This window comes from Lactococcus sp. DD01, from assembly GCF_001578715.1.
GTDB lineage: Bacteria > Bacillota > Bacilli > Lactobacillales > Streptococcaceae > Lactococcus > Lactococcus petauri.
Map to the genome: position 1 here is coordinate 131,949 of NZ_KQ968940.1, position 22,339 is coordinate 154,287.

The window sequence follows — 22,339 nt, forward strand, 5'->3', positions numbered from 1 at the left end:
TGTTCCGAATTTTTTTGCTCTAATTGTGAGTAATGGCTATTTTTGATATGAACCAATACACGTAAATCTTCTTCGAGTTTATCTTTTTGTTGACGTAATTCACGTTCTTGTTCAACAAGAAGGGAAATACGTTTTAATAACGTAGAATCCCCTTCTGCCTCCAGTGCCTTAAATTTGATCAGGTTATCCTCAGTCAGTGGTGGTTCTTTCTTGTCCATTTGTTTCAATTTCTCCTTGCTTCACATTGAAAATACTTAAGTTTTTTGGCAGGTTTTTGAGGTGGTCAAGCGTCGTTGTAGTAATAAAGGTTTGTGTTTTTCCGAGCGTTGTTTCTAAAAGATCCAACTGACGGCTATTATCGAGCTCACTCATGACATCGTCGAGCAAAAGAATAGGATATTCTCCAGTCTCTTCAAAAATTAAATCAATCTCAGCGAGCTTGACAGATAAAGCAACGGTTCTTTGTTGGCCTTGGCTGCCAAAGTCCGCAACATTAATACCATTGACAAAAAAAGTCAAATCATCTCGGTGAGGACCGACAGAGGTCTGATGACGAAAGATATTCTTATCACGTGCGCTTTTCAAATCTTCTAAGAGAGCTGTGGAATTAACTTTATAATTAATCTGCAGCTCCTCAAGCCCATGAGTGAGTTGAGCATGAATTTTTTGTGCCAGCTTTTCCAGTTTGTCAATAAAATTTTGACGTTCAGTACTAATCTTCTGACCGTGTTCTGCCAGTTGGCTGTCTAAAACATCTAAAAAAGTAGTGTCAATTTGTTTGCGTTCCATCTTGAGGTAAGCATTTCGCTCTTTTAAAGCGCGGTTATAGCGCACCGAATCATAAAGATAAACGGGACGTATTTGACCAATCTCCATATCAAGGAAGCGACGGCGAATGCTTGGGGCACCTTTGATAAGTTCTAAATCCTCAGGTGCAAACATGATAAGGTTCAGCTGACCGATATAGTCTGCTAAGCGGTTTTCTTTCAGATGATTGACATGAGCCGTACGTCCTTTAGGAGTTAAAGCAACTTCTAGAGGGATATTACTGTGGCCTTTTGTGACAGTACCAGAAACCTTCATTTCTTTGGCATCCCACCGAATCAGTTCCCGATCATGATGGGTGCGGTGGCTACGTGTTAAAGCAAGAAAGTAGATACTTTCTAAAAGATTTGTTTTACCTTGGGCATTCTGTCCTAAAAAGATATTGAGATTGGGATGAAATTCAAGGGAAAGCTTATCATAATTTCGGAAATTATAGAGCTGTATATTGTTAAGTTTCATGCTTATTTAGCGCCGGGGAATCTTGGCTTGGCCGCTTTTTTGGGCTTTTGAGTTTTGACTTGAGCGTTCATTTTCTTGACAAGTGCTTTGACGCGTTCTTCCTCGGCCTTATCTTCTTCACGTTCAGCAATTTCTTCTTCAGAAGCTTGGACAAATGTGAGAATCAGTCCAAATTCAGGAATCTCCAAAACATCTCCCGCACGCAGTTTTTTGCCACGGCGATTTTCAGCTTCCTTGTTTAAGAAAATATTGCCTTCATTTTCAGCGAGAAAAAGCTTAGCTTGGCCTCCTGTATTGACAATGGCCAATTCTTTAATGACTTGTCCTAAAGTGATGTATTCTTCAAATAAAATGTAATTTTGCATAACTCTATTTTAGCATAAAGAGTCTCAAAAATAGTGGAAAATTTGCTATAATAGAGATATTACAGCTCCTGCTCTTTTTAGGATTAAAAGAAGTTCCTTTAAACTTAAAAAGAGGAGTAGACAAGGGATATCTATGAAACTAGCCAGCGGAGTAAATCTCCATGTTATAAAAGAAACAAAATTCAAAACAATACGTCTCATGGTGCGCTTTCGTGAAGAACTTTCGCGAGAAAATATTGCTAAACGCGTGATTATCTCTAATTTATGGGAAACGACCAATGCAGCATACCCAACAGCTCAAGCATTTTCAAGCCGCTTGTCAGAACTTTATGGGACATCTTTCTCAACTGCAGTAAATAAAAAAGGCAGTCAACATTTGTTGAGCATTCATATGAATCTTGTTAATCCTAAGTTTGTTGATGTGGATACTTTGGCAGGTGCCGTTGACTTTATGCATAAAGCGCTCTTTAGTCCAGATAATAATGTTGAAGTTTTCCAGCGGGAAAAGACAAATCTCATCAACTACCTTAAAGCTATGAATGAAGATCGCTCTTATTATGCCAGCCGTCAGTTGGCTGCCCTTTTCTTTACGGATCCAAATCAATCTCTCCCAGGTGTAGCAACGGTGGGACTTTTGCAGGCAGAAACAGCAGAAGCTGTTTTTAATTATTACACTGAAATGCTTAATCACAATCTGATTGATATTTTTGTTCTAGGTGATGTGGAAGAAGCTGAAGTTGTACGTTTGTTCCAAAACTTTGACTTTAAGGATCGCCAGGGGCATTCTGAAATTTTTTATAAGCAAGAGCTCAAGGATTATCAAGAAAAAATCGAAGCTAAAGAGGTGCAACAGTCTATTTTACAAATGGCCTTTGCGCAACCGACAACATATGGCAGCAAGGATTACATGACTTTACAAGTGATGAATGGCCTTTTTGGTGGTTTTGCACATTCTAAATTATTTATGAATGTCCGTGAAAAGGCAAGCTTGGCTTACTATGCAAGTTCAGCTTTTGATAGTTTTACAGGCCTGCTAAGAGTTAATGCAGGAATTGATGCAGGAAATTATCAACAGGCACGAGAGCTGATTCTAGAACAACTTCAAGCCATGCAATCTGGAGACTTTACCGCACAAGAAATTGAGCAAACTAAAACAATGCTAAAAAATTCTTACTTCATGTCGCTTGACTCTTCTTCGAATCTCATTGAACAAGCTTTTATTCACGAAGTTTTGCCTGAACTTTATGTTGATGAAGCAACTTTTTTGAAAGCATTAGAAGCTGTGAGCAAAGAAGATATTATGCGCTTGGCGCAAAGTTTAAAACTACAGGCTCAATATTTCATGAAAGGAGAAGTTTATGCAGAAGAAGAGCTATGAAAAAACGGGTGAAATCTTATATACTGATGTTCTAGCCAACGGTTTAACGGTTTATTACTTACCGAAACCTGATTACAATCGGACCTACGGTCTTTTTACGACAAACTTTGGGTCATTGGATACCTCTTTTGTCCCTATGGGAAGTCAAGAGATAAAGACTTTTCCAGAAGGTATCGCTCACTTTTTGGAGCATAAACTCTTCGAGAAAAAAGAAGGGGATGTAATGTACAAGTTTGGTGCCTATGGGGCGCAAACCAATGCTTTTACAAGCTTTTCGAGAACGTCTTATCTTTTTTCGACACGTGAAAATATCTATGAGTGTGTGAACTTACTGCTTGATTTTGTGCAAGAACCTTACTTTACGGAAGAAAATGTTGCAAAAGAGCAAGGTATTATTCAACAAGAAATCCAGATGTATCAAGATGATAGTGACTGGCGTTTGTTTGCAGGGCTTTTAGCTTCGCTTTATCCTGAGTCACCATTGGCAGATGATATTGCTGGTACTCCACGTTCGATTAAGGAAATTACCGCAGCTGACTTGTATGTTAACTATGAAACTTTTTATCATCCCTCAAACATGAACCTCTTTTTAACAGGTCCTTTTGATGTGGATTACATGGCTGCATTTGTAAATGAGAATCAAGAGAAGAAAGCTTTTGTTAAAGCTGAACCCATACAGAGAAAAACTGTTGAGGGGAGTCAGCCGATTGCAGGAAAAACTCTTGCGTTTGAAGTTGCGATGCCCAAGTTGGCTCTTGGTTTTCGTGGAGAAGATGCTTTACCAACTGATGCCCGCGAATTATTAGAATATAAACTTTCAAATCAGTTGCTTCTCGATATGCTTTTTGGGAAAACGAGTCATCGTTATGAGGAAATGTATAATGCAGGTTTAGTTGATGATTCTTTTGGCTATGGTTTTGATATGGATAAAAGTTTTCACTTTGCGAATATTACCGTAGATACTGAAAAACCAGAGCAAGTAAGTAAAGTTTTGCAGGAAGCCCTAAAAAGTTATAAAATAGATAAGGATTTTGAAAAAGAAAATCTAGAAATACTGAAACGAGAAACACTAGGGGATTATTATAAATCCCTAAACTCTTTAGAATATATCGCCAATCAATTTTCATCAAATATTTATGGCGAGATTAACTTCTTTGATCTACCTGAAATTTTATCAGGATTAACCCTTGAAAAAGTCAGCAAACACGCTGAAAAATTTGTTGAGAATATGCAAACTGTAGATTTTATCATCTACCCTAAATAATACGAACAGTTATGAATAAATCCATGTATTTCATAAAGCTGAGAGGAGGACATGGTGGCAATTAAAACAATAGGCGAAGTCCTCAAAGACAAGAGGACGGAACTTGGCCTCGGGCTAAGTGAAGCCGAAAAACTTACAAATATTCCGAAATTATATATTATTGCTTTAGAAACAGGGGATTATAAGGCTTTACCCGGTGATTTTTATATTAAAGCTTATCTTAAACAATATGCAGAAAAGTTGGATCTTGATGCAGATCAAATCATGTTTGCATATGAGAAGGATGGATCAATGTCTGTTGAAGAACACGAAGACATCCAAGAAACTTATCGATTTGTGAAACCAAGTGAACGCGTAGAAGAGGATGAGGAAGAGGAAGAAAGTAATAAGCCTGCATGGCGTCATTATGTTCCCATTATCTTGCTTTCTGCTGTTGCACTAGCCATTGTCGGAAGTGTCACAGCTGTTGTATTACTTACGCGCCCGCCAAAGCCAGACTTGAGTGATACGTCTTATACTTATAAAACGAGCGAAACAAAAAAGGCAACAGAAGAACAAAAGAAAACAACAGAATCATCAGAAAAGCCTGTTGAATCAAAACCAGAGCCCCAAAACCAAATTACGATTACTGGAAGTGGTGCGCAGCTCAATGTCAAGGTAGAAAATGCTACGAGCCCAACACAAATTGTCTTTACAACAGCAGCTGGCGCAGTGACAACTGTTTCATTGACCAATGCGGATTGGGCAACAGTACGCACGTTATCTGATGCCGAAAATACAGCTACAGCAACGCTCGGAGCTGGATTAACTAACTCCGTGATTAACCTGTCCAATACCCAAGGACTTACAATGACAATCAACGGTAGCACTGTCGATTTGTCTGCTCTTACAGTAGGCGTTCCAGTTCAAGTGCAATTAACGGTGACTTATGCAAGCACTACAGCACCTGTAACACAATAAAAAGTTGAGCCACGAGCAGGCCAACTCTAAGAAGCGAAGAAAGTAATTATGAAAAAAGAAAAACTCCCTAATCAACTAACGATACTAAGAATCTTTATGATTCCTGTCTTTCTCATTGTCCTTTATCTGCCACATGGTGCAGCTGTGGGTGCCAGCTATGTTTCATGGATTGTTGCAGCAATTATCTTTGCTGTAGCTTCAATTACAGACTGGCTTGATGGCTATTTGGCGCGCAAATGGAAAGTTGTTTCTAATTTTGGTAAATTTGTAGATCCTTTAGCGGATAAAATGTTAACGATGGCTGCATTTGTGATGCTAATTGCTCTAGGCTTAGCTCCAGCTTGGGTTGTTGCAATCATCGTATGTCGTGAACTTGCTGTGACTGGACTTCGCCTTTTACTGGTTGAACAAGGTGGTGCAGTCTTGGCTGCAGCTATGCCAGGAAAAATTAAAACATTTACACAAATGTTATCTATTATTTTCTTACTAATTGGTGATCCCATTTATATTGGCACAATCTTACTTTATGTTTGCCTTATCTTCACGATTTATTCCGGCTATGATTACTTTGCCAAAAATATGCAAGTTTTTAAAAATTAATGTGAATTTAAAGCTTGAAAAAAATAGAAGTCTGCGTTATACTTAAACATACAGAGAGTAAGACTTGGCTGAAAGCTTACAAAACCTAAAGTGACGATAAAAAACGGTAGCAACGTTATAGCTAAACTGAGGTTCTGGAAGACAGGACAAATTTAGGTGGTACCGCGATAAGATTACTGACGCCCTAGAGCTTTTATGCTTGGGGCGTTTTAATTTGCTACCAGCATTGCACCTAAAGGTGCTAATGCTGAACGGCAAGGCTCACAAAGGCTTTCTTAATAATGTTTAAATCATAAATGTATTCGATACAAAGGAGATAATATGAAATTACAAAAACCAAAAGGTACGGCAGATATTCTGCCTCAAGAGTCACAAAAATGGCAATATGTAGAAATGATGGCACGTGCAGTATTTGAAGATTATAATTTCAAAGAAATCCGTACACCCCTTTTTGAAAGTTATGAGCTGTTCAGTCGTGCAACAGGTGAAACAAGTGATATTGTGACGAAAGAAATGTATGACTTTGACGATAAAGGTGGACGTCATATTGCCTTACGTCCTGAAGGAACTGCTTCAACTGTTCGCGCTTATATTGAAAATAAACTCTTTGCCCCAGAAGTGCCAAAACCTGTCAAAATGTATTATATGGGCTCAATGTTCCGCTATGAACGCCCTCAATCTGGACGTTTACGTGAATTCCATCAATTTGGTGTAGAGTGTTTCGGAGCAAAAAATCCGGCAATTGATGTCGAAATTATCGCCATGGCACAATCATTATTTGAACAAATCGGTATTTCTGGTGTGACACTTCACTTGAATTCTCTGGGGGATTTAGAAACACGTAAGGCTTATCGTACAGCTTTGGTTGATTATTTGACACCTTTTGAAAAACAACTTTCAAAAGATAGCCAACGTCGTCTTCACGAAAATCCTCTTCGAGTACTTGACAGCAAGGAAAAAGAAGACAAAGAAATCGTCAAGGATGCACCATCTATCTTGGACTTTCTTACAGAAGAGTCTCAAAATCACTTTGACATGACACGTGATCTGCTCGATGGTTTAGGCATTGAATATGTCATTGATACTAATATGGTTCGTGGTTTGGACTATTATAATGATACAATTTTTGAATTTATCGTAGATGTCAAAGGACAAGAATTGACGGTTTGTGCAGGCGGCCGTTATGATGGTTTGGTTGAATACTTTGATGGTCCAGCCACACCAGGTTTTGGATTCGGACTGGGTGTAGAGCGCTTGTTGATGGTTGCTGAAATGCAAGGTGTTGATTTCCATGAAGAAGATACACTTGATGTTTATATTGCCGTTATGGGGAATAAAGCCAGCTTAGCAGCGACACAACTCGCAGAAAGCCTCCGTGCTCAAGCCTTTAAAGTCGAACGTGATTTCTCTAATCGCAAGCTTAGCGCACAATTTAAATCAGCAGAAAAAGCAAAAGCAGAAGTGATAATTACGCTTGGGGATAATGAAGTGGAAACAGGTGAAATTACAGTTAAACATAACCAAACGCGTAAAGAAGTGAAAACAACTTTGGCAGAAGTTGCGAAAGGATTTGCGCCTATCTTTGAGGAAGCGCTTGGAGAATAACAAAGTTCAGTAGTTCTAGAGAACACGAGTACTAAAAAACATAAGGAGATTAAATTTGAAGAGAACAAACTATGCAGGAAATATTACCGAAGAATATTTAAATCAAGAAGTTACCGTAAAAGGTTGGGTTGCGAAGCGTCGCAATCTTGGAGGCTTAATCTTTATTGATTTGCGCGACCGCGAAGGTATTGTCCAGATTGTCGTTAACCCAGAAACAGCAGCAAAAGAAATTGTTGAGGTAGCAGATAAAGTCCGGAACGAATACGTCCTTGAAATTACAGGTAAAGTTGTTGAACGTGCCAGCAAAAACGAAAATATTAAAACAGGTGGAATTGAAATTGAAGCCAACCAAATGCAAATTCTCAGCACTTCAAAAACAACGCCTTTTGAGATTAAAGATGGAGTTGAGGTGCTTGATGATACACGGTTGAAATACCGTTATCTCGACTTACGTCGTCCGGAAATGCTTAATAATATTACGATGCGTCATGCGACAACACGTGCTATCCGTAGCTACTTAGATAATCAAGGCTTTATCGATGTTGAAACACCTTTCTTGAATAAATCAACTCCAGAAGGTGCACGTGATTACCTTGTTCCTTCTCGTGTTAATAAAGGCGAATTTTATGCTTTACCACAAAGTCCACAACTTATGAAACAATTGTTGATGACTGCGGGCCTTGATCGTTACTATCAAATCGTGAAATGTTTCCGTGACGAAGACTTGCGTGGTGACCGTCAACCAGAATTTACCCAGGTCGACTTAGAAACAAGTTTTCTTGGGGAAGAAGAAATTCAAGATTTAACTGAAGGCTTGATTGCGAAAGTTATGAAGGACGTTAAAAACGTTGATGTAACTTTGCCATTTCCGCGTATGAAATACGATGATGCTATGAATTTCTATGGTTCAGATAAGCCAGATACACGCTACGAGATGCTTTTGACAGATTTGACAGACCTTGCGAAAACTGTAGATTTCAAAGTGTTTAGTGAGGCGTCAGTTGTTAAAGCCATTGTTGTTAAAAATAATGCCGATAAGTACTCTCGTAAAGCTATTGATAAATTAACAGAGCAAGCCAAACAAAATGGTGCCAAAGGCTTAGCTTGGATCAAGTTTGAAGACGATAAATTGGCAGGTCCAATTGCTAAATTCTTGACAGATAAAACATCAGAATTCGTTGAAACTTTAGGCTTAGAAAACAACGACTTGGTTCTCTTTGTGGCGGACAGTTTAGAAGTGGCAAATTCAGCACTGGGTGCTTTACGTCAAACGATTGCCAAAGAGCAAGGCTTAATTGATTATTCGAAATTCAATTTCCTCTGGGTTATTGATTGGCCAATGTTTGAATGGTCAGAAGAAGAAGGGCGTTATATGAGTGCGCATCACCCGTTCACTTTACCAACTGCTGAAACACAAGGGGAACTTTCAGGAGATCTTAGTAAAGTACGTGCGCATGCTTACGACATTGTTTTGAATGGTTACGAACTCGGTGGTGGTTCACTTCGTATTAATACGCGTGAATTACAAGAAGAAATGCTCAAAGCGCTAGGCTTTAGTTTAGAAGATGCCAAAGAGCAATTTGGTTTCTTGTTGGAAGCTTTAGATTATGGCTTCCCACCACACGGAGGATTGGCCCTTGGTTTGGACCGTTTCGTTATGTTGCTTGCAGGAAAAGACAATATTCGTGAAGTTATTGCCTTTCCTAAGAATAATAAAGCCACAGACCCGATGACACAAGCGCCATCAGTAGTCAGTGAGAGCCAACTGGAAGAATTGAGAATTAAACTTGAAAAACTTGACTAAATTTATCAACATGTTTGGTGGCTGGGAAAAGTTGACACATCGTTTCTCAGCATCTGTCTTATATGGAATCACATCTGCTTTTGCATTGAACTTCTTTTATCAACCCGGAAGAGTTTATGCAAGTGGCGCGACAGGGGCAGCACAGGTGGCAACGGAAATTTTAACACGAATTTTGGGGCACAACTATCTTCCCATATCAGCCACGCTCTTCCTGATCAATGTTCCCTTAATGATTTTAGCTTGGTTCCGTTTGGGAAAACAGTTTACTCTGTTTACCTTGTTAACGGTTACCATGAGCTCCATTTTTATCCACTTTGTTCCTGAAACAACGCTGACACCTGATCCAATCATCAATGCCATCTTTGGTGGTACCATCATGGGTGCAGGTGTTGGATATGCCATGCGTAATGGTATCTCAAGTGGTGGTACGGATATCATTGCCCTTTATATCCGGAAGAGAACAGGCCATAATGTTGGTACACTAGGTTTCATCGTCAACGGAGTAATTATCTTTACTGCAGGCGTACTCTTTGGCTGGGAATATATGCTGTATTCTATGATTGCTATCTTTGTGAGCTCACGTGTCACAGATGCAATCTTTACGCGTCAAAAACGTATGCAGGTGATGATAGTTACCGAGAATCCTGAAATCATCATCCGCAAACTCTTTGAAAAAAATGCATCACAGTGCAACAATTTTGAACAATGCTGAAGGTGCATACTCACATGAGAAACGGACAATTTTGTTTACGGTTATCACCATGTATGAGTATCAAGATTTTAAAGAAATCATCACAAAATATGATCCGAAAGCTTTTGTCTCTATCTCAGAAAACGTTCGTGTAATAGGGAACTTTAGTGAGATTACTGATTAAGTTGACAAAATGACCGTTTTAGTATAAATTAGAGAAGGCCTCTGTCAACTGTGACAGAGGTTTTACAAGAAATTATAAAGCCATTTTTATAAGGTAAAAATGGTATTAGATTGGAGAGTTGTATGAAGGATATGAGCCTCATTAAAATCCATTTTCGTAACTTTATTGCCATCAGCTTAGGCGCAATTATCTTTGCTTTTGGTTTTGTAAAGTTAAATATGGCCAATCAGTTGGCGGCAGGTGGCCTTTCGGGTATTACCTTGATCTTGCACGCATTATTCAAGTTGGATCCGGCCCTAAGTCAGTTTATTCTGAATATCCCCTTGCTTTTTATTGGTTACCGTTTCCTAGGACAACGGACCTTTACCTATACGGTCTATGCGATTGTTAACATCTCGCTTTTCCTTTCAGTTTTCCAAGCATTTGATTTTAGTATTAATCTTTTGCATGATAACTTAGTCGCAGCTCTCCTGGCCGGGGTATTTGCCGGAACGGGGATTGGGATTATCTTCCGCTTTGGCGGAACAACTGGAGGTTCAGACATCATTGCTCAGCTGTTGCAAATTAAGCGAGGCACAGCAGTGGGGCGTGTGATTTTCACAATAGACCTTTTTGTAATGACACTTTCTCTCACTTACATTGATGTTAATCATATGGTTTATACATTAATTGCAAGTTTCGTAAGTGCTCAAGTTATTAACCTTATCCAATCTGGTGGTTATACCGTTCGTGGGATGCTTATTATCAGTCCTAAGTATCAAGAAATTTCAAATGCCATCTTGGCAGAACTTGGACGTGGTGCAACATTCTTACATGGTGAAGGCGCATATTCAGGTACAGAAAAACGTGTGGTCTATGTGGTGCTTAACCCTCGAGAAGTCATGACGGTTAAAGCTCTGATTGCTGAAATAGATCCTCAAGCCTTCTCAACAGTAATAAATGTGCATGAAGTTATGGGAGATTTTACTTATCCACAAAGTAAATATAAACGTAAGAAAAAATAAAAAAGAGCCAGATTTTGGTTCTTTTTATTTTAATGGCTATTATTGAAAAAGTTTTGAAGTTAGACGTTCGCCTTCAAGTCGGCCCACAGAAGAAACACCTTCTACATCAGAAGAATCAGCATTAACGCCGTCCTTAAGAATTTGTAAGCGATCGATAGCTTGATTGATTTGAATGAGGCTTTGAGTTTGATTTTCAAAGCTATAATTACTAATCTCACGTTTAGCTTTCTTGAGGTGAATAATTGCCTTTTCGATTTCGACAAGAGCTTTTGATGTACGCATAGAGTCCCTCCTTGTTTTATGATACTAACCTTATTATAAACAAAAAGACTGGCAAAAGCCAATCTCTTAATTTTGGGCAACGAAATCATCTAAAATCTTGACAATTTCTGCTTGTGTTTCTGCTTGATTTACAGCTACTTTAACTTTTGCAGCACGTTTTGCACCTTTGAGGTAGTAAGCTGCATGTTGACGAAATTCGCGTGACGCTAAGTTATCGCCTTTGAGGTCAACAAGACGTTGCAAGTGAATCTTAGCGATACGCATTTTTTCATCCACAGTTGGTTCAGGGAGTAGTTCCCCTGTGCGAAGGTAGTGTTCCGTACGGTGAAGCATCCACGGATTTCCGAGAGCTGCTCGACCAATCATGACTGCATCAACACCTGTTTCATCAATCATGCGTTTAGCATCTTCAGGTGTTTTAACATCGCCGTTACCGATGAAAGGAATGTTAATATTGCTTGCTACTTTTTCAAGCCATGTCCAGTCAGCTTTACCTTCATAGAGTTGAGCGCGTGTCCGTGCGTGCATTGCAACAGCTGCACCACCAGCTGCTTCAATAGCTTTGGCATTTTCGACAGCGTAGAGATGATCAGAATCCCAACCGATACGAATTTTTACAGTGAGTGGTAGATCAATCGCAGAGCTGACAGCTTTCACAACATCGTAAACCTTATCAGGGTCAAGTAGTAAGCGACTTCCCGCTTCATTTTTGGTTACCTTCGGAACAGGACAGCCCATATTGATATCAATGATGTCTGCTACTGTATTTTCTTGAACAAATTTCGCTGCTTCAACCAGTGTATCAACTTCACCACCAAAAATCTGCATGGAAAGTGGATGCGGAACACCTTCAAAGTCCATCATTTGAAGCGTTTTTTTGTTACGATGCTCGATACCTTTATCAGAAATCATTTCAGTAACAACAAGTCCGGCTCCAAACTCTTTAGCTGTTGTCAGGAAGGCTTTATTATTAATTCCCGCCATTGGAGCGAGTACAATTTTATTAGCAATTTCTATATCCCCAATTTTCCATGGGCGTGTGTATTTTGAATCCATAGTCATAGAGAATATTTTACCATTTTTTAGGGGATTTGCTAAAACTTTGCACTGAAAAAACCTTCGTAGATAAATAAACGAAGGTTTTTTAGCTTAATCGGTAAATAAGTGCTTTATTTTTTGGCGTACAGAAACTTCCTGAGCTTGAGTGGTTAAAAAGGTTGCAACATCTCCAGCATGGAGTAGTGTATCTCCTCGTGGAATAATTTTTTCACCATTTCTTTGAATAGCAATCAGAAGACTATCTTTAGGAAGATGGAGATTTTGAACCGGTTGATGGTCAGCTTCCGAATCAAACTGTACCAAGGCTTCAATCATAATATGACCTTCTTTTTCAGTAGCTACTCCACAATCAACAGTAAGTAGATTGTGGAGTAATGAGTGGTAGATTGGCTCAGAGTGTAAAAGCTCGGCCACAAGATAGGAAATTAGAGAAACAAAAGCCAGAGGTAATAAATGATCAAAGGAACCTGTCATCTCAACTAAAAGGAGAATTCCAGTCATTGGTGCACGAACGATAGCAGTAAAAGTTGCAGCCATCGCTAAAATAATAAAATTTGGGAAAAGGTTGGGCGACAAATGCAAGAGAGGAATGACTGTTGTAGCAAAAATGCTACCAAGACTAGCACCGAGTACTAAGAGGGGGAAGAATATTCCTCCGGGAACACCTGAAGCATAGCTGATGAGGGAAATCAAAAACTTTGCAGCAAAGACCAGACAGAGAAAGGCAAGTCCCCAGGTAAGCGTCAATTGGTCAATCAACTGGTGACCACTGCCGCTGATTAGTGGAAAGAAGAGAGCGACAAGAGCAGAAGCAGCAAAACTGAACAAGACACGAAGAAAAGGACTTTTTATCTTCCCCTTCATGAGGCTTTGACTCTTTAGAAGAGCAGCATTATAAACTGCACCAAAAATTCCCATAAGGATACCTAAAAGTAAGAGTAGCCAATAATCTGAGAGGGGAAAGCTGCTCACGATTTGGAAATCAAAGATACTGGCTGGACCAAAAATAATACGCGAAACGGCATCAGCCATAATAGCAGAGCTCATACAAGTTAATAATATCAAAGGTGAGAAGTATTTGAATACTTCTTCAAGCGTAAACATGATTCCCGAAAGCGGTGCATTAAAAGCAGCAGATAAACCAGCGGAAGTTCCAGAAGCAATCAACAAACGTTGGTGCCGCTTAGTAGAGGAAAATCTTTGACCAAAGGCTTGTCCCATCGCAGCCCCGAGCTGGATTGACGGTCCTTCACGACCTAAGGATAACCCAGCAAACATGGCCAGTGTTCCTCCGACAAACTTAGCCCAAGCCGTTGAAAACCAGTCTGGTTTAAAGTAGCCCAGCAATTGCCCTTTGACTTGAGGGATTCCGCTACCAGTCGACATAGGGTATTTTTTCATCAAGGTACTGACAATAAAGACAAGGAGAAGCAATGTGGGAAGGAGGAAAAGCCCATAAATAAGGTGAGTGCTGGCTTGATGGTAGAGAGCAGCACCTAATTTTTCAGCTAGAGAAAGGGCCAAACGATAAAAGCTGGCTAAGAAGCCAGCTGCCAGTCCAACCAATAGACTTAAAAAAATTAAACCTATATTTTTGTTTGACGATTGTGAAAGATCTTTAATCAATAGTCTCATTTTTGAGCAGCTCCCAAGATTAAATCATTGAGTTCTTTTTCTGTAAATTCATATTTGCGTCCGCAAAATTGGCAGAGGACTTCAGCCCCATGATCTTCTTCGATAATTTCGGTGAGTGCTTGACTACCGAGGCTTTGCAATCCTTCAGCAAATCGATCCTTTGAACAGTCACATTCGAAGGCTAAGGGTGATTCAGCTAGAATCGTATATTCAAGCTCACCATAAAGTGCAGCAAGCATGGCTTCGAGCGGATTTTCTTTTAAAAGCATTTCCGAAATACTTGGCATTGCTTTAATATTTTTTTCCATTAGTGTGATTTCATCATCAGTTGCATCGGGCAAGGCTTGGAGCATAAATCCCCCTGCGATTTTAACACTGTCCTCCCCATCATTGAGCAAGACATTTAAACCAACAGAAGAAGGTGTTTGCTCACTAGAGAGAAAATACCAGGCCAGATCTTCCCCAATTTCTCCAGTAATTAAATCAGTTTGTCCTGTATAAGGTTGACGAAGTCCCATATCTTTAATGACGACAAAGAAGCCATTGCCAATGAAAGGAGCAACAAGTACTTCTCCTGTTGAAGCTTTTTTATAGTCTAAATCTTTGTTTTGAACATAACCTTTAACATTTCCTTTAGCATCTGCTACGGCAACAATTGCACCCATAGCACCATCACCCAAGATTTTGACCGTAATTTTACTGTCCCCTTTTTCATTAGCGCCTAAAATTTGGGCAGCAATCAAGGTACGACCAAGGGCAACAGTAGAAGTAGGCATCGTTTGATGACGTTCCTGAGCTTCACGGACAGTTAATGTTGAATCAAGAGCAAAAGCACGAAAGTGACCATTTTTTGAAATGGATTTTAATATTTTATCAGTCATAACTTCTTCTATTTTAACATATTTTTAACGTCATGGATTGTTAGGATTTTATTTTGACACTGATGTTTTATAACGAGAACGAAGGTAGTCAAAAAAGTAAGATTATTAGAAAAAATAGAAATAAAGTTAGATATTTCCGAACAAAATAGTAGTTTTATAGAAAAAAACTCGTTTCTTACTCAAAGTAAATTATATTTTTTGCTATAATAGGAATAGTGCGATAGGAGCTTTTCAATATCAAAATGCCAGCTGTGCCTCTTGAAAAGGAGACATAGAGCGTACAAATATTAAAAGAAAAGAGAGCTATTATGCCATCAGTTGTTGTTGTAGGAACGCAGTGGGGAGATGAAGGAAAAGGTAAAATTACTGACTTCCTCAGCTCAGACGCAGAGGTTATTGCGCGTTACCAAGGAGGGGACAATGCCGGTCACACTATTGTTATTGACGGCTTTAAGTACAAACTCCACCTTATCCCATCTGGTATTTTCTTCCCAGAAAAAACATCTGTAATCGGTAATGGTGTAGTCATCAACCCCAAAGCCCTGGTAAAAGAAATTGCTTACCTCCACGAAAACGGTGTAACAACAGACAATCTTCGTATCTCAGACCGCGCCCACGTTATCTTGCCTTACCATATCAAGTTAGATGCCCTTCAAGAAGAAGCTAAAGGCGATCAAAAGATTGGTACGACAATCAAAGGTATCGGCCCAGCTTACATGGATAAAGCGGCACGTGTCGGTATCCGTATCGCAGACCTTCTTGATAAAGAAATTTTTGAAGAACGTCTACGTACAAATCTTGAAAATAAAAACCGTGAATTTGTTAAACTTTACGATAGTGAAGCACTTGATTTCGATGAAATCTTTAACGAATACTATGAATACGGTCAACAAATTAAAAAATATGTAGCGGACACTTCAGTAATCTTGAACGATGCGCTTGATGAAGGCCATCGCGTCCTCTTTGAAGGTGCACAAGGTGTTATGCTAGATATCGACCAAGGAACTTATCCTTTTGTTACATCTTCAAACCCATTGGCAGGAGGAGTAGCTATCGGTTCAGGTGTTGGTCCAACAAAAATTGATAAAGCAGTTGGTGTATGTAAAGCCTACACTTCACGCGTTGGTGATGGTCCATTCCCAACAGAGCTTTTTGATGAAACAGGTCACCAAATCCGTGAAGTTGGACATGAATATGGTACAACAACAGGCCGTCCACGCCGTGTAGGATGGTTTGATGCGGTCGTTATGCGTCACTCACGACGTGTTTCAGGTCTGACTCATCTTAGCTTGAACTCTATTGATGTTCTGGCAGGATTACCAACAGTGAAAATCTGTGTCGCTTACGAACTTGACGGAAAAGAAATCACTCACTACCCAGCAAGTCTTAAAGAATTGGAACGTTGCAAACCAATTTACGAAGAAATGCCAGGATGGTCTGAAGATATTACTGGAATGCGTACTCTGGAAGAACTTCCAGAAACAGCACGCAACTATGTTCTTCGTGTTGCAGAACTCGTTGGTGTCCGTATCTCAACATTCTCTGTTGGTCCAGACCGTGACCAAACAAACGTTTTGGAAAACGTTTGGGAAGCCTAAGGAAATAAATCTAAAAGCAAGCAATCATTGAGTTGATTGCTTTTTTTGGTGCCTTTTTTCTCGTATTAGTTGCTAAAAATTAATTATTGATTTTTGGAGGAGAATATTATTGAAAAAGAGAATAAGAGTAGTGCTGTTTGTGAGCCTGAGTTTTGTCCAAATACTTATTGCTATGTTTATAGTCGTGAAAAAATGGCTCCGTACGGCTTTTGAAACGGATGCTGCAGTAGTAAAAACGATTGAAGATGGGATGTTTTCAGGAAATGCCGTAGTCTATCCCACCTATGTCCGCCAGCTTTCAATCTGCCACCAGAAACAGAAGTAGAAGAAAAAGAAATCAATAGGCGTAAGGGGTATATCCTTAAAATCAAGAAGTAATAATTCTTTGAAATTGTTAATAATTGTGGAAAATACTTAAGGCAGCGATAACCATTGACAAATGAGATAAATCTGCTAAAATAAGAACATATAAAGAATGAGAAGAGTAGGTTACTGGAACGTTTAAGGGAGTGATGTCGTCGACTGCAAATCATCACACGGAAAAGTTATTGAAGTTCACCTCGTTCTAATTTAAAATAGTCTTTAATTAAGTGATAAAATAGGATGGTACCGCGGTTTTCGCTCCTTTGTTTAGGGGTTGAAATCGTGGTATTTTTTGTCATCACGGTTAGAAGGTATTAGGAGAAGAAATGAATTTACAAGAAAAAATTGAAGCTTTACGCGAACAAGCTTTGAATAATTTAACAGTAGCTGTTGAAGAAAGAATGCTGAATGATTTGCGAACAGCAATCATGGGTAAAAAAGGTGAGCTGACAGAAATCCTCAAAGGGATGAAAGACCTAACAAATGAAGAACGTCCAGTTATCGGTGCTCTAGCTAATGCCTTCCGTGACGAATTCGGAGCGAAACTTGAGGAGAAAAAAGCAGAGCTTGAAGCAGCAGCCATGAATGCAGCCTTAAATTCTGAAACTTTAGACGTGACTTTACCCGGTCATGCATCTAAAAAAGGTGCGCGTCATATTTTGACTCAAACAGCAGAAGAGATTGAGGAAATTTTCTTAGGTATGGGTTATGAGATTGTTGACGGCTATGAAGTCGAAACGGATCATTATAACTTTGAGCGTATGAATTTGCCTAAAGATCATCCCGCGCGTGATATGCAAGATACTTTCTATGTAACAAACGAGGTATTATTACGCACACATACATCGCCAATGCAAGCGCGCACGATGGACCAACATGACTTTAGTAAAGGTGGTTTACGCATGATTGCTCCAGGTCGCGTTTACCGCCGTGATACGGATGATGCTACTCACAGCCACCAATTCCATCAAGTTGAAGGCTTAGTTGTGGATAAAAACATTACGATGGCCGATCTTAAAGGTACGCTTGAACTTGTCATTCAAAAAATGTTTGGTGCTGACCGTGAGATTCGTCTACGTCCTTCTTACTTCCCATTTACGGAACCTTCTGTTGAGGTCGATGTAAGCTGCTTCAAATGTGGCGGCAAGGGATGTAATGTCTGCAAATATACTGGCTGGATTGAAATTCTCGGTGCGGGTATGGTTCATCCTAACGTTTTAGAAATGAGTGGTATCGACAGCAAGGAATATTCTGGTTTTGCTTTTGGTATGGGACAAGAACGTATCGCAATGCTCCGCTATGGTATCAACGATATTCGTGGCTTCTATCAAGGTGACTTACGTTTCTTAGAACAATTCGGAAAATAATTTCAGAAGTAAAGACATAAAAGAATACGGAATAAAAGGAAAAATAAAATGTTAGTATCATATAAATGGTTAAAAAAATTAGTCAACGGTCTTGATGATGTTCCTGTTGCTGATTTGGCAGAAAAAATGTCACTTTCAGGTATTGAAATTGAAGGTGTAACTGTACCAGGACAAGGTTTGTCAAAAATTGTTGTCGGTCAAGTCTTGACTTGTGAAGATGTACCTGAAACACATCTACATATTTGCCAAGTTGATGTTGGTGAAGAAGAACCGCTCCAAATCGTCTGTGGTGCTCCAAATGTCAAAGCTGGAATTAAAGTCATTACAGCACTTGTGGGTGCACGTATCGCGGATAACTATAAAATCAAAAAAGGAAAAATCCGTGGTATCGTTTCCTTAGGAATGCTGTGTGCACTTGATGAAATTGGTATTCCTGAATCTGTTAATCCAATGAAGCATGAAGATGGTATCTATATTTTACCTGAAGATGCAGTGATTGGTGACAGTGTCTTGCCATATCTTGACTTAGATGATGAAATTATCGAACCCGATATCTTGGCCAACCGTGCTGATGCAATGTCAATGCGTGGTGTTGCTTATGAAGTAGCAGCTATCTATGGTAAAACAGTCAACTTTGAAGAAAAAACGGTAACCGAAGTAGCCAAAAAAGCGGCTGACAAGGTAGCTGTAAAAGTGGAAACAAGTACAGAACAAGTTCCGACTTACAAAATTCGTATGATTGAAAATGTCAAAATTGCTCCATCACCACTTTGGCTACAAAATACCTTGATGAATGCTGGTATTCGCCCCATTAATAATGTCGTTGACGTAACCAACTATGTTTTGATGTACTACGGCCAACCGCTTCATGCTTTTGATTTTGATAAGTTTGGTGCAGATGAAATTGTGGTGCGTCAGGCGGATCAAGGAGAGAAGATCGTTACTCTCGACGAGCAAGAGCGGGAACTTAGCCCTGAGGATATCGTAATTACAGCTAATGGACAACCGGTAGCTCTTGGAGGTGTCATGGGTGGCTTTGACAGTGAAATTACTGATCAAACAGTCACAGTAGCTTTAGAAGCTGCACTTTTCAACGGCACTTCAATCCGTAAAACTTCACATAAGTTTGCCTTACGTTCAGAATCTTCAAGCCGTTTTGAAAAAGGAATCAACCAAGGTACCGTACGTGAAGCACTAGACTTTGCAGCAGCCATGATTCAAGAACTGGCTGGTGGAGAGATTCTCTCAGGTGTGGTAGAGTCAAATGACTTCATGCCCAAGCTTCAAGAAGTTAACATTACTTTGGACCGTATCAATGCGGCTTTAGGAACATCACTTGAAGATGCAGAAGTACTTGCGATTTTAGCGCAACTTGGTTTTGAAACACAAGAAAAAGAAGGACAATTTAACATTCAAATTCCTTCACGACGTTGGGATATCAAGATTGAAGCCGATATCGTGGAAGAAGTAGCTCGTATTTATGGCTATGATAATTTACCTAGTACTCTACCTTCAGGTGCGACAGCAGGTGAATTAACTGCCATGCAAAAATTACGTCGCAAGGTACGCACAAACGTTGAAGCGGCAGGACTTTCAGAAGTTATTGGTTATTCTTTAACCACAGCAGAAAAAGCGCAAGAATTTGTAGAAAAACAAGGGCCAACAACATCGTTGATGTTACCCATGACAGAAGATCGTCAAACCTTACGTGGCAGTCAAATTCCGGGTCTCTTAGATATTGTTAATTACAATCAAAACCGCAAAAATGCAGATGTTGCAATTTATGAAGTAGGCAATATTTTTGTAGCGACAGATTCTGAAGATACACGTCCTCTTGAAATTCCACATCTTGCCTTTGCTATTTCTGGAAATGTAGAAGACAAAACCTACAGTTCTGATGCTGTAGCTGTGGACTTTTATTATGCAAAAGCTATTGTTGAACGACTCCTAGCAGGTTATGACAACCTTGCTTTTGAAGCTTATTCCGAAGTCAAAGAAATGCACCCAGGGCGTACTGCACGTATTCTTTTGGGTGACCGTCAAGTTGGTTTTGTTGGGCAAGTTCATCCTGCAACAGCAAAAGCTTATGATGTGAAAGAAACTTATGTGGCTTCACTGGACTTGGATGCAATGCTTGAGCTTGCACCAGCGCAGACAGTCTTTGTGGAAATTCCAAAAGTTCAAGCTGTGCATCGTGACATTGCGATGCTAGTTGATGCAGAGAAAACACATGCTGAAATCGTAGAAACAATCACTTCAAGTAAAGTTAAAACATTAAGCAAAGTTGAGCTCTTTGATATTTATCAAGGTGAAAACTTACCAGAAGGTAAGAAATCAATGGCTTATAGCTTAACTTTCCAAAGTCGTGAAAAGACAATGACAGAAGAAGAAATTGCAAAAGCAATGGCAAAAATTACGAAAAATCTTGTAGAAACTTTAGCGGTTGAAATCCGTTAAATGAAAAACCTTAGAAGTATATTCTAAGGTTTTTATTATGAGTTTTAAAAAAAGTCAAGAGATAAAGTATTAATAAAAGCGGTTTACATTAAGTTTGTATGTCTCTGCGTAATGTATTTGACATCAACCTGCGTTCTTTTTGTGTTAAAATAGTAAAATATGAAAAAGAACAATTGGAAAAAAGGTGCAACTTTACTTGGACTGTCAGTCGGAATGCTGACAATGGACCTACAAGTTGCTAAAGCTGACGAAAGTACGATTAATAAAGATATCGAGAACTTTCAACAACAGCTCAACTCAGAACTTTCTCAGACAAATGCTATCTACGCAAAAGCAACTGATTCGCAAAATAAGCTAAAAACAACGCAAGAAAAGATTGCAAGTCTGAATCAAGAAATTGAAAGAACTGAGGGAAAATACAATTCTTTAAAAGAAACAGTAGCGAAGCAAATGCGTGCCATGCAAGCTCACGGTGGAGCTTCAGCTTCTGTTCTTAATGTAGTATTGAATGCTAATGATTTTCATGAAGCAATACAGGCTTGGACAAACCTGAGTGTGATATTAAGAGCTGAGGATGCGCAAGCTAAGGACTTAGTTGACACGCAGAAAAATTTGGAAACAATGCAAAGCTCACTTATGCAAACCAAAGATGAGTTAAAAACTGCTCAGGCAGACTACCAAGAGCAAGCGGAGAACCTTGAAGAGAGTATTCATACCCTAAAAAATAAAATGACTGATAACCAGAACATACTGGAGGAGATGAAAGCCAAAGCAGAAATGTCTAAAGATACAACAGTAGACGAGAATGCAGATCAGCCTAAAATAGAGCAGTTGGCTTCAAAGAAAAATGAAGCACCTCAAGTTTCGGAGCCTAAAGATACTACGATTACAGCTCCGAGTAGTGATGGTGGAACTTCCTTGACTGTTTCGGCTACAGCTTACTCCTCAGATAACGGCTTAGGTTTTATCACAGCTACAGGGATTAACTTGCACCAAAATCCAATGTGTATTGCCGTAGATCCTTCTGTCATTCCCTTAGGAAAGATGGTTGAAGTCCCAGGTTATGGCATTGCTATTGCAGGTGATACAGGAGGAGCTATCAAGGGAAATATTATTGATGTTCACCTTCCAACAACAGCTCAAGCGCAAGCTTGGGGTCGTAAAACAATTCAGATTAATGTACTTGCTTAACAAACAAAAGCATATCTACAGTAGCCTTTCAAAACTACTTTAAGTATGCTTTTTCTTTTGCATTTATGAGTACTAAAAAAAGCACAAGAAGAGGTTATTCAAAGTCTTCTTGGGCTTTTTTTTGTGAGCTAAGGCTGCACTTATCTTTCTTTCATGAAACTTTCTGACCAGTTTTTAACTTTATCGCCGTTGGCAGAGTGATGAATTTTTGAGCTTCAACTTGTTTTACTTTTTTAGTCTTACGTAAATCTCGCTCCTCAGGACTAAACCAGAGGGCTATTTCATAGAGAGCTGCAAAACCTAAGCCTATTCCACCAAACATTAAAACAATTTCTATAAATTCCATTGTGACCTTCTTTTATAATAT

20 protein-coding genes and 1 pseudogene are annotated in these 22,339 nt (G+C 39.3%); 13 read left to right on the plus strand and 8 right to left on the minus strand.

Going from position 1 to position 22,339, the window contains the following annotated elements; translation table 11 throughout:
• The 3 genes from LACDD01_RS08485 to LACDD01_RS08495 form a co-directional block, all read right to left on the minus strand.
• Positions 1-218, minus strand: a 218-nt coding sequence (locus LACDD01_RS08485; protein WP_061414382.1) for a hypothetical protein, incomplete at its 3' end; no start/stop codon positions are given.
• Complete coding sequence (gene recF, locus LACDD01_RS08490) at positions 190-1,284, minus strand: DNA replication/repair protein RecF (RefSeq protein WP_061414385.1); 1,095 nt, start codon at positions 1,282-1,284, stop codon at positions 190-192. The genes LACDD01_RS08485 and recF, both read right to left, overlap by 29 nt.
• Positions 1,285-1,286: 2 nt before the next feature.
• Entirely contained in the window at positions 1,287-1,649 is a 363-nt protein-coding gene (locus LACDD01_RS08495; protein WP_019292208.1) for an RNA-binding S4 domain-containing protein, read from the minus strand.
• Positions 1,650-1,782: 133 nt separating this feature from the next.
• Here LACDD01_RS08495 and yfmF point away from each other — a divergent pair, with 133 nt between their 5' ends.
• From yfmF to LACDD01_RS08535, 8 genes and pseudogenes are all read left to right on the plus strand, one after another.
• Entirely contained in the window at positions 1,783-3,027 is a 1,245-nt protein-coding gene (gene yfmF, locus LACDD01_RS08500) for an EF-P 5-aminopentanol modification-associated protein YfmF (protein ID WP_061414388.1), read from the plus strand.
• Positions 3,008-4,291 (plus strand): EF-P 5-aminopentanol modification-associated protein YfmH, encoded by a 1,284-nt coding sequence (yfmH, locus tag LACDD01_RS08505; protein ID WP_061414391.1) that lies wholly within the window; start codon positions 3,008-3,010, stop codon positions 4,289-4,291. Before yfmF ends, yfmH begins: the two co-directional genes overlap by 20 nt.
• A gap of 51 nt (positions 4,292-4,342) precedes the next feature.
• Positions 4,343-5,251, plus strand: a complete 909-nt coding sequence (locus LACDD01_RS08510) for a helix-turn-helix domain-containing protein (protein ID WP_061414393.1) — start codon at positions 4,343-4,345, stop codon at positions 5,249-5,251.
• 48 nt (positions 5,252-5,299) lie between these two features.
• Positions 5,300-5,851 carry a CDP-diacylglycerol--glycerol-3-phosphate 3-phosphatidyltransferase gene (pgsA, locus tag LACDD01_RS08515; protein WP_061414397.1) on the plus strand — a complete coding sequence of 184 codons (552 nt, stop codon included), beginning with the start codon at positions 5,300-5,302 and terminating at the stop codon, positions 5,849-5,851.
• A gap of 321 nt (positions 5,852-6,172) precedes the next feature.
• Positions 6,173-7,456: a histidine--tRNA ligase gene (gene hisS, locus LACDD01_RS08520; RefSeq protein WP_019292203.1), complete on the plus strand. Its 1,284-nt coding sequence runs from the start codon at positions 6,173-6,175 to the stop codon at positions 7,454-7,456.
• 55 nt (positions 7,457-7,511) lie between these two features.
• The gene (gene aspS / locus LACDD01_RS08525) at positions 7,512-9,260 is read left to right on the plus strand and encodes an aspartate--tRNA ligase (RefSeq protein ID WP_061414399.1); all 1,749 of its coding nucleotides are present in this window, start codon (positions 7,512-7,514) and stop codon (positions 9,258-9,260) included.
• 10 nt (positions 9,261-9,270) lie between these two features.
• Positions 9,271-10,135: pseudogene (locus LACDD01_RS08530) on the plus strand (YitT family protein).
• Between the two features lie 122 nt (positions 10,136-10,257).
• Positions 10,258-11,139 carry a YitT family protein gene (locus LACDD01_RS08535; protein ID WP_017368602.1) on the plus strand — a complete coding sequence of 294 codons (882 nt, stop codon included), beginning with the start codon at positions 10,258-10,260 and terminating at the stop codon, positions 11,137-11,139.
• Positions 11,140-11,178: 39 nt separating this feature from the next.
• Here the strand turns inward: LACDD01_RS08535 and LACDD01_RS08540 are convergent, their stop codons facing one another.
• From LACDD01_RS08540 to hslO, 4 genes are all read right to left on the minus strand, one after another.
• Positions 11,179-11,421 carry a hypothetical protein gene (locus tag LACDD01_RS08540; protein WP_019292200.1) on the minus strand — a complete coding sequence of 81 codons (243 nt, stop codon included), beginning with the start codon at positions 11,419-11,421 and terminating at the stop codon, positions 11,179-11,181.
• Between the two features lie 66 nt (positions 11,422-11,487).
• Positions 11,488-12,483: a tRNA dihydrouridine synthase DusB gene (gene dusB, locus LACDD01_RS08545; protein WP_003133380.1), complete on the minus strand. Its 996-nt coding sequence runs from the start codon at positions 12,481-12,483 to the stop codon at positions 11,488-11,490.
• Between the two features lie 87 nt (positions 12,484-12,570).
• A complete protein-coding gene (locus tag LACDD01_RS08550) occupies positions 12,571-14,115 on the minus strand; it encodes a ClC family H(+)/Cl(-) exchange transporter (protein ID WP_061414402.1) in 1,545 nt (514 codons plus the stop codon).
• Entirely contained in the window at positions 14,112-14,996 is an 885-nt protein-coding gene (gene hslO, locus LACDD01_RS08555) for an Hsp33 family molecular chaperone HslO (RefSeq protein WP_061414405.1), read from the minus strand. Before hslO ends, LACDD01_RS08550 begins: the two co-directional genes overlap by 4 nt.
• Positions 14,997-15,304: 308 nt before the next feature.
• On the opposite strand from hslO, the gene LACDD01_RS08560 reads away from it, so the two are divergent.
• The 5 genes from LACDD01_RS08560 to LACDD01_RS08580 all read left to right on the plus strand — a co-directional run bounded on the left by LACDD01_RS08560 (position 15,305) and on the right by LACDD01_RS08580 (position 21,972).
• Complete coding sequence (locus LACDD01_RS08560) at positions 15,305-16,594, plus strand: adenylosuccinate synthase (RefSeq protein WP_017368598.1); 1,290 nt, start codon at positions 15,305-15,307, stop codon at positions 16,592-16,594.
• Positions 16,595-16,778: 184 nt separating this feature from the next.
• A complete protein-coding gene (locus LACDD01_RS12085; RefSeq protein WP_231863413.1) occupies positions 16,779-16,919 on the plus strand; it encodes a hypothetical protein in 141 nt (46 codons plus the stop codon).
• Positions 16,920-17,283: 364 nt separating this feature from the next.
• Positions 17,284-18,324 (plus strand): phenylalanine--tRNA ligase subunit alpha, encoded by a 1,041-nt coding sequence (pheS, locus tag LACDD01_RS08570; RefSeq protein WP_061414411.1) that lies wholly within the window; start codon positions 17,284-17,286, stop codon positions 18,322-18,324.
• A gap of 48 nt (positions 18,325-18,372) precedes the next feature.
• The gene (gene pheT / locus LACDD01_RS08575; protein ID WP_061414413.1) at positions 18,373-20,781 is read left to right on the plus strand and encodes a phenylalanine--tRNA ligase subunit beta; all 2,409 of its coding nucleotides are present in this window, start codon (positions 18,373-18,375) and stop codon (positions 20,779-20,781) included.
• 159 nt (positions 20,782-20,940) lie between these two features.
• Positions 20,941-21,972, plus strand: a complete 1,032-nt coding sequence (locus LACDD01_RS08580; RefSeq protein ID WP_061414416.1) for a 3D domain-containing protein — start codon at positions 20,941-20,943, stop codon at positions 21,970-21,972.
• Positions 21,973-22,123: 151 nt separating this feature from the next.
• Here the strand turns inward: LACDD01_RS08580 and LACDD01_RS08585 are convergent, their stop codons facing one another.
• Positions 22,124-22,318, minus strand: a complete 195-nt coding sequence (locus LACDD01_RS08585) for a hypothetical protein (protein WP_061414418.1) — start codon at positions 22,316-22,318, stop codon at positions 22,124-22,126.
• Positions 22,319-22,339: the final 21 nt, after the last annotated feature.

What these genes read in the sequence shown, in the direction of transcription:
- recF (WP_061414385.1), bottom strand. Translation starts at nt 1,284, where the DNA reads ATGAAACTTAACAATATACAGCTCTATAATTTCCGAAATTATGATAAG.
- LACDD01_RS08495 (WP_019292208.1), bottom strand. Translation starts at nt 1,649, where the DNA reads ATGCAAAATTACATTTTATTTGAAGAATACATCACTTTAGGACAAGTC.
- yfmF (WP_061414388.1), top strand. Translation starts at nt 1,783, where the DNA reads ATGAAACTAGCCAGCGGAGTAAATCTCCATGTTATAAAAGAAACAAAA.
- yfmH (WP_061414391.1), top strand. Translation starts at nt 3,008, where the DNA reads ATGCAGAAGAAGAGCTATGAAAAAACGGGTGAAATCTTATATACTGAT.
- LACDD01_RS08510 (WP_061414393.1), top strand. Translation starts at nt 4,343, where the DNA reads ATGGTGGCAATTAAAACAATAGGCGAAGTCCTCAAAGACAAGAGGACG.
- pgsA (WP_061414397.1), top strand. Translation starts at nt 5,300, where the DNA reads ATGAAAAAAGAAAAACTCCCTAATCAACTAACGATACTAAGAATCTTT.
- hisS (WP_019292203.1), top strand. Translation starts at nt 6,173, where the DNA reads ATGAAATTACAAAAACCAAAAGGTACGGCAGATATTCTGCCTCAAGAG.
- LACDD01_RS08535 (WP_017368602.1), top strand. Translation starts at nt 10,258, where the DNA reads ATGAAGGATATGAGCCTCATTAAAATCCATTTTCGTAACTTTATTGCC.
- LACDD01_RS08540 (WP_019292200.1), bottom strand. Translation starts at nt 11,421, where the DNA reads ATGCGTACATCAAAAGCTCTTGTCGAAATCGAAAAGGCAATTATTCAC.
- dusB (WP_003133380.1), bottom strand. Translation starts at nt 12,483, where the DNA reads ATGACTATGGATTCAAAATACACACGCCCATGGAAAATTGGGGATATA.
- LACDD01_RS08550 (WP_061414402.1), bottom strand. Translation starts at nt 14,115, where the DNA reads ATGAGACTATTGATTAAAGATCTTTCACAATCGTCAAACAAAAATATA.
- hslO (WP_061414405.1), bottom strand. Translation starts at nt 14,996, where the DNA reads ATGACTGATAAAATATTAAAATCCATTTCAAAAAATGGTCACTTTCGT.
- LACDD01_RS08560 (WP_017368598.1), top strand. Translation starts at nt 15,305, where the DNA reads ATGCCATCAGTTGTTGTTGTAGGAACGCAGTGGGGAGATGAAGGAAAA.
- pheS (WP_061414411.1), top strand. Translation starts at nt 17,284, where the DNA reads ATGAATTTACAAGAAAAAATTGAAGCTTTACGCGAACAAGCTTTGAAT.
- pheT (WP_061414413.1), top strand. Translation starts at nt 18,373, where the DNA reads ATGTTAGTATCATATAAATGGTTAAAAAAATTAGTCAACGGTCTTGAT.
- LACDD01_RS08580 (WP_061414416.1), top strand. Translation starts at nt 20,941, where the DNA reads ATGAAAAAGAACAATTGGAAAAAAGGTGCAACTTTACTTGGACTGTCA.
- LACDD01_RS08585 (WP_061414418.1), bottom strand. Translation starts at nt 22,318, where the DNA reads ATGGAATTTATAGAAATTGTTTTAATGTTTGGTGGAATAGGCTTAGGT.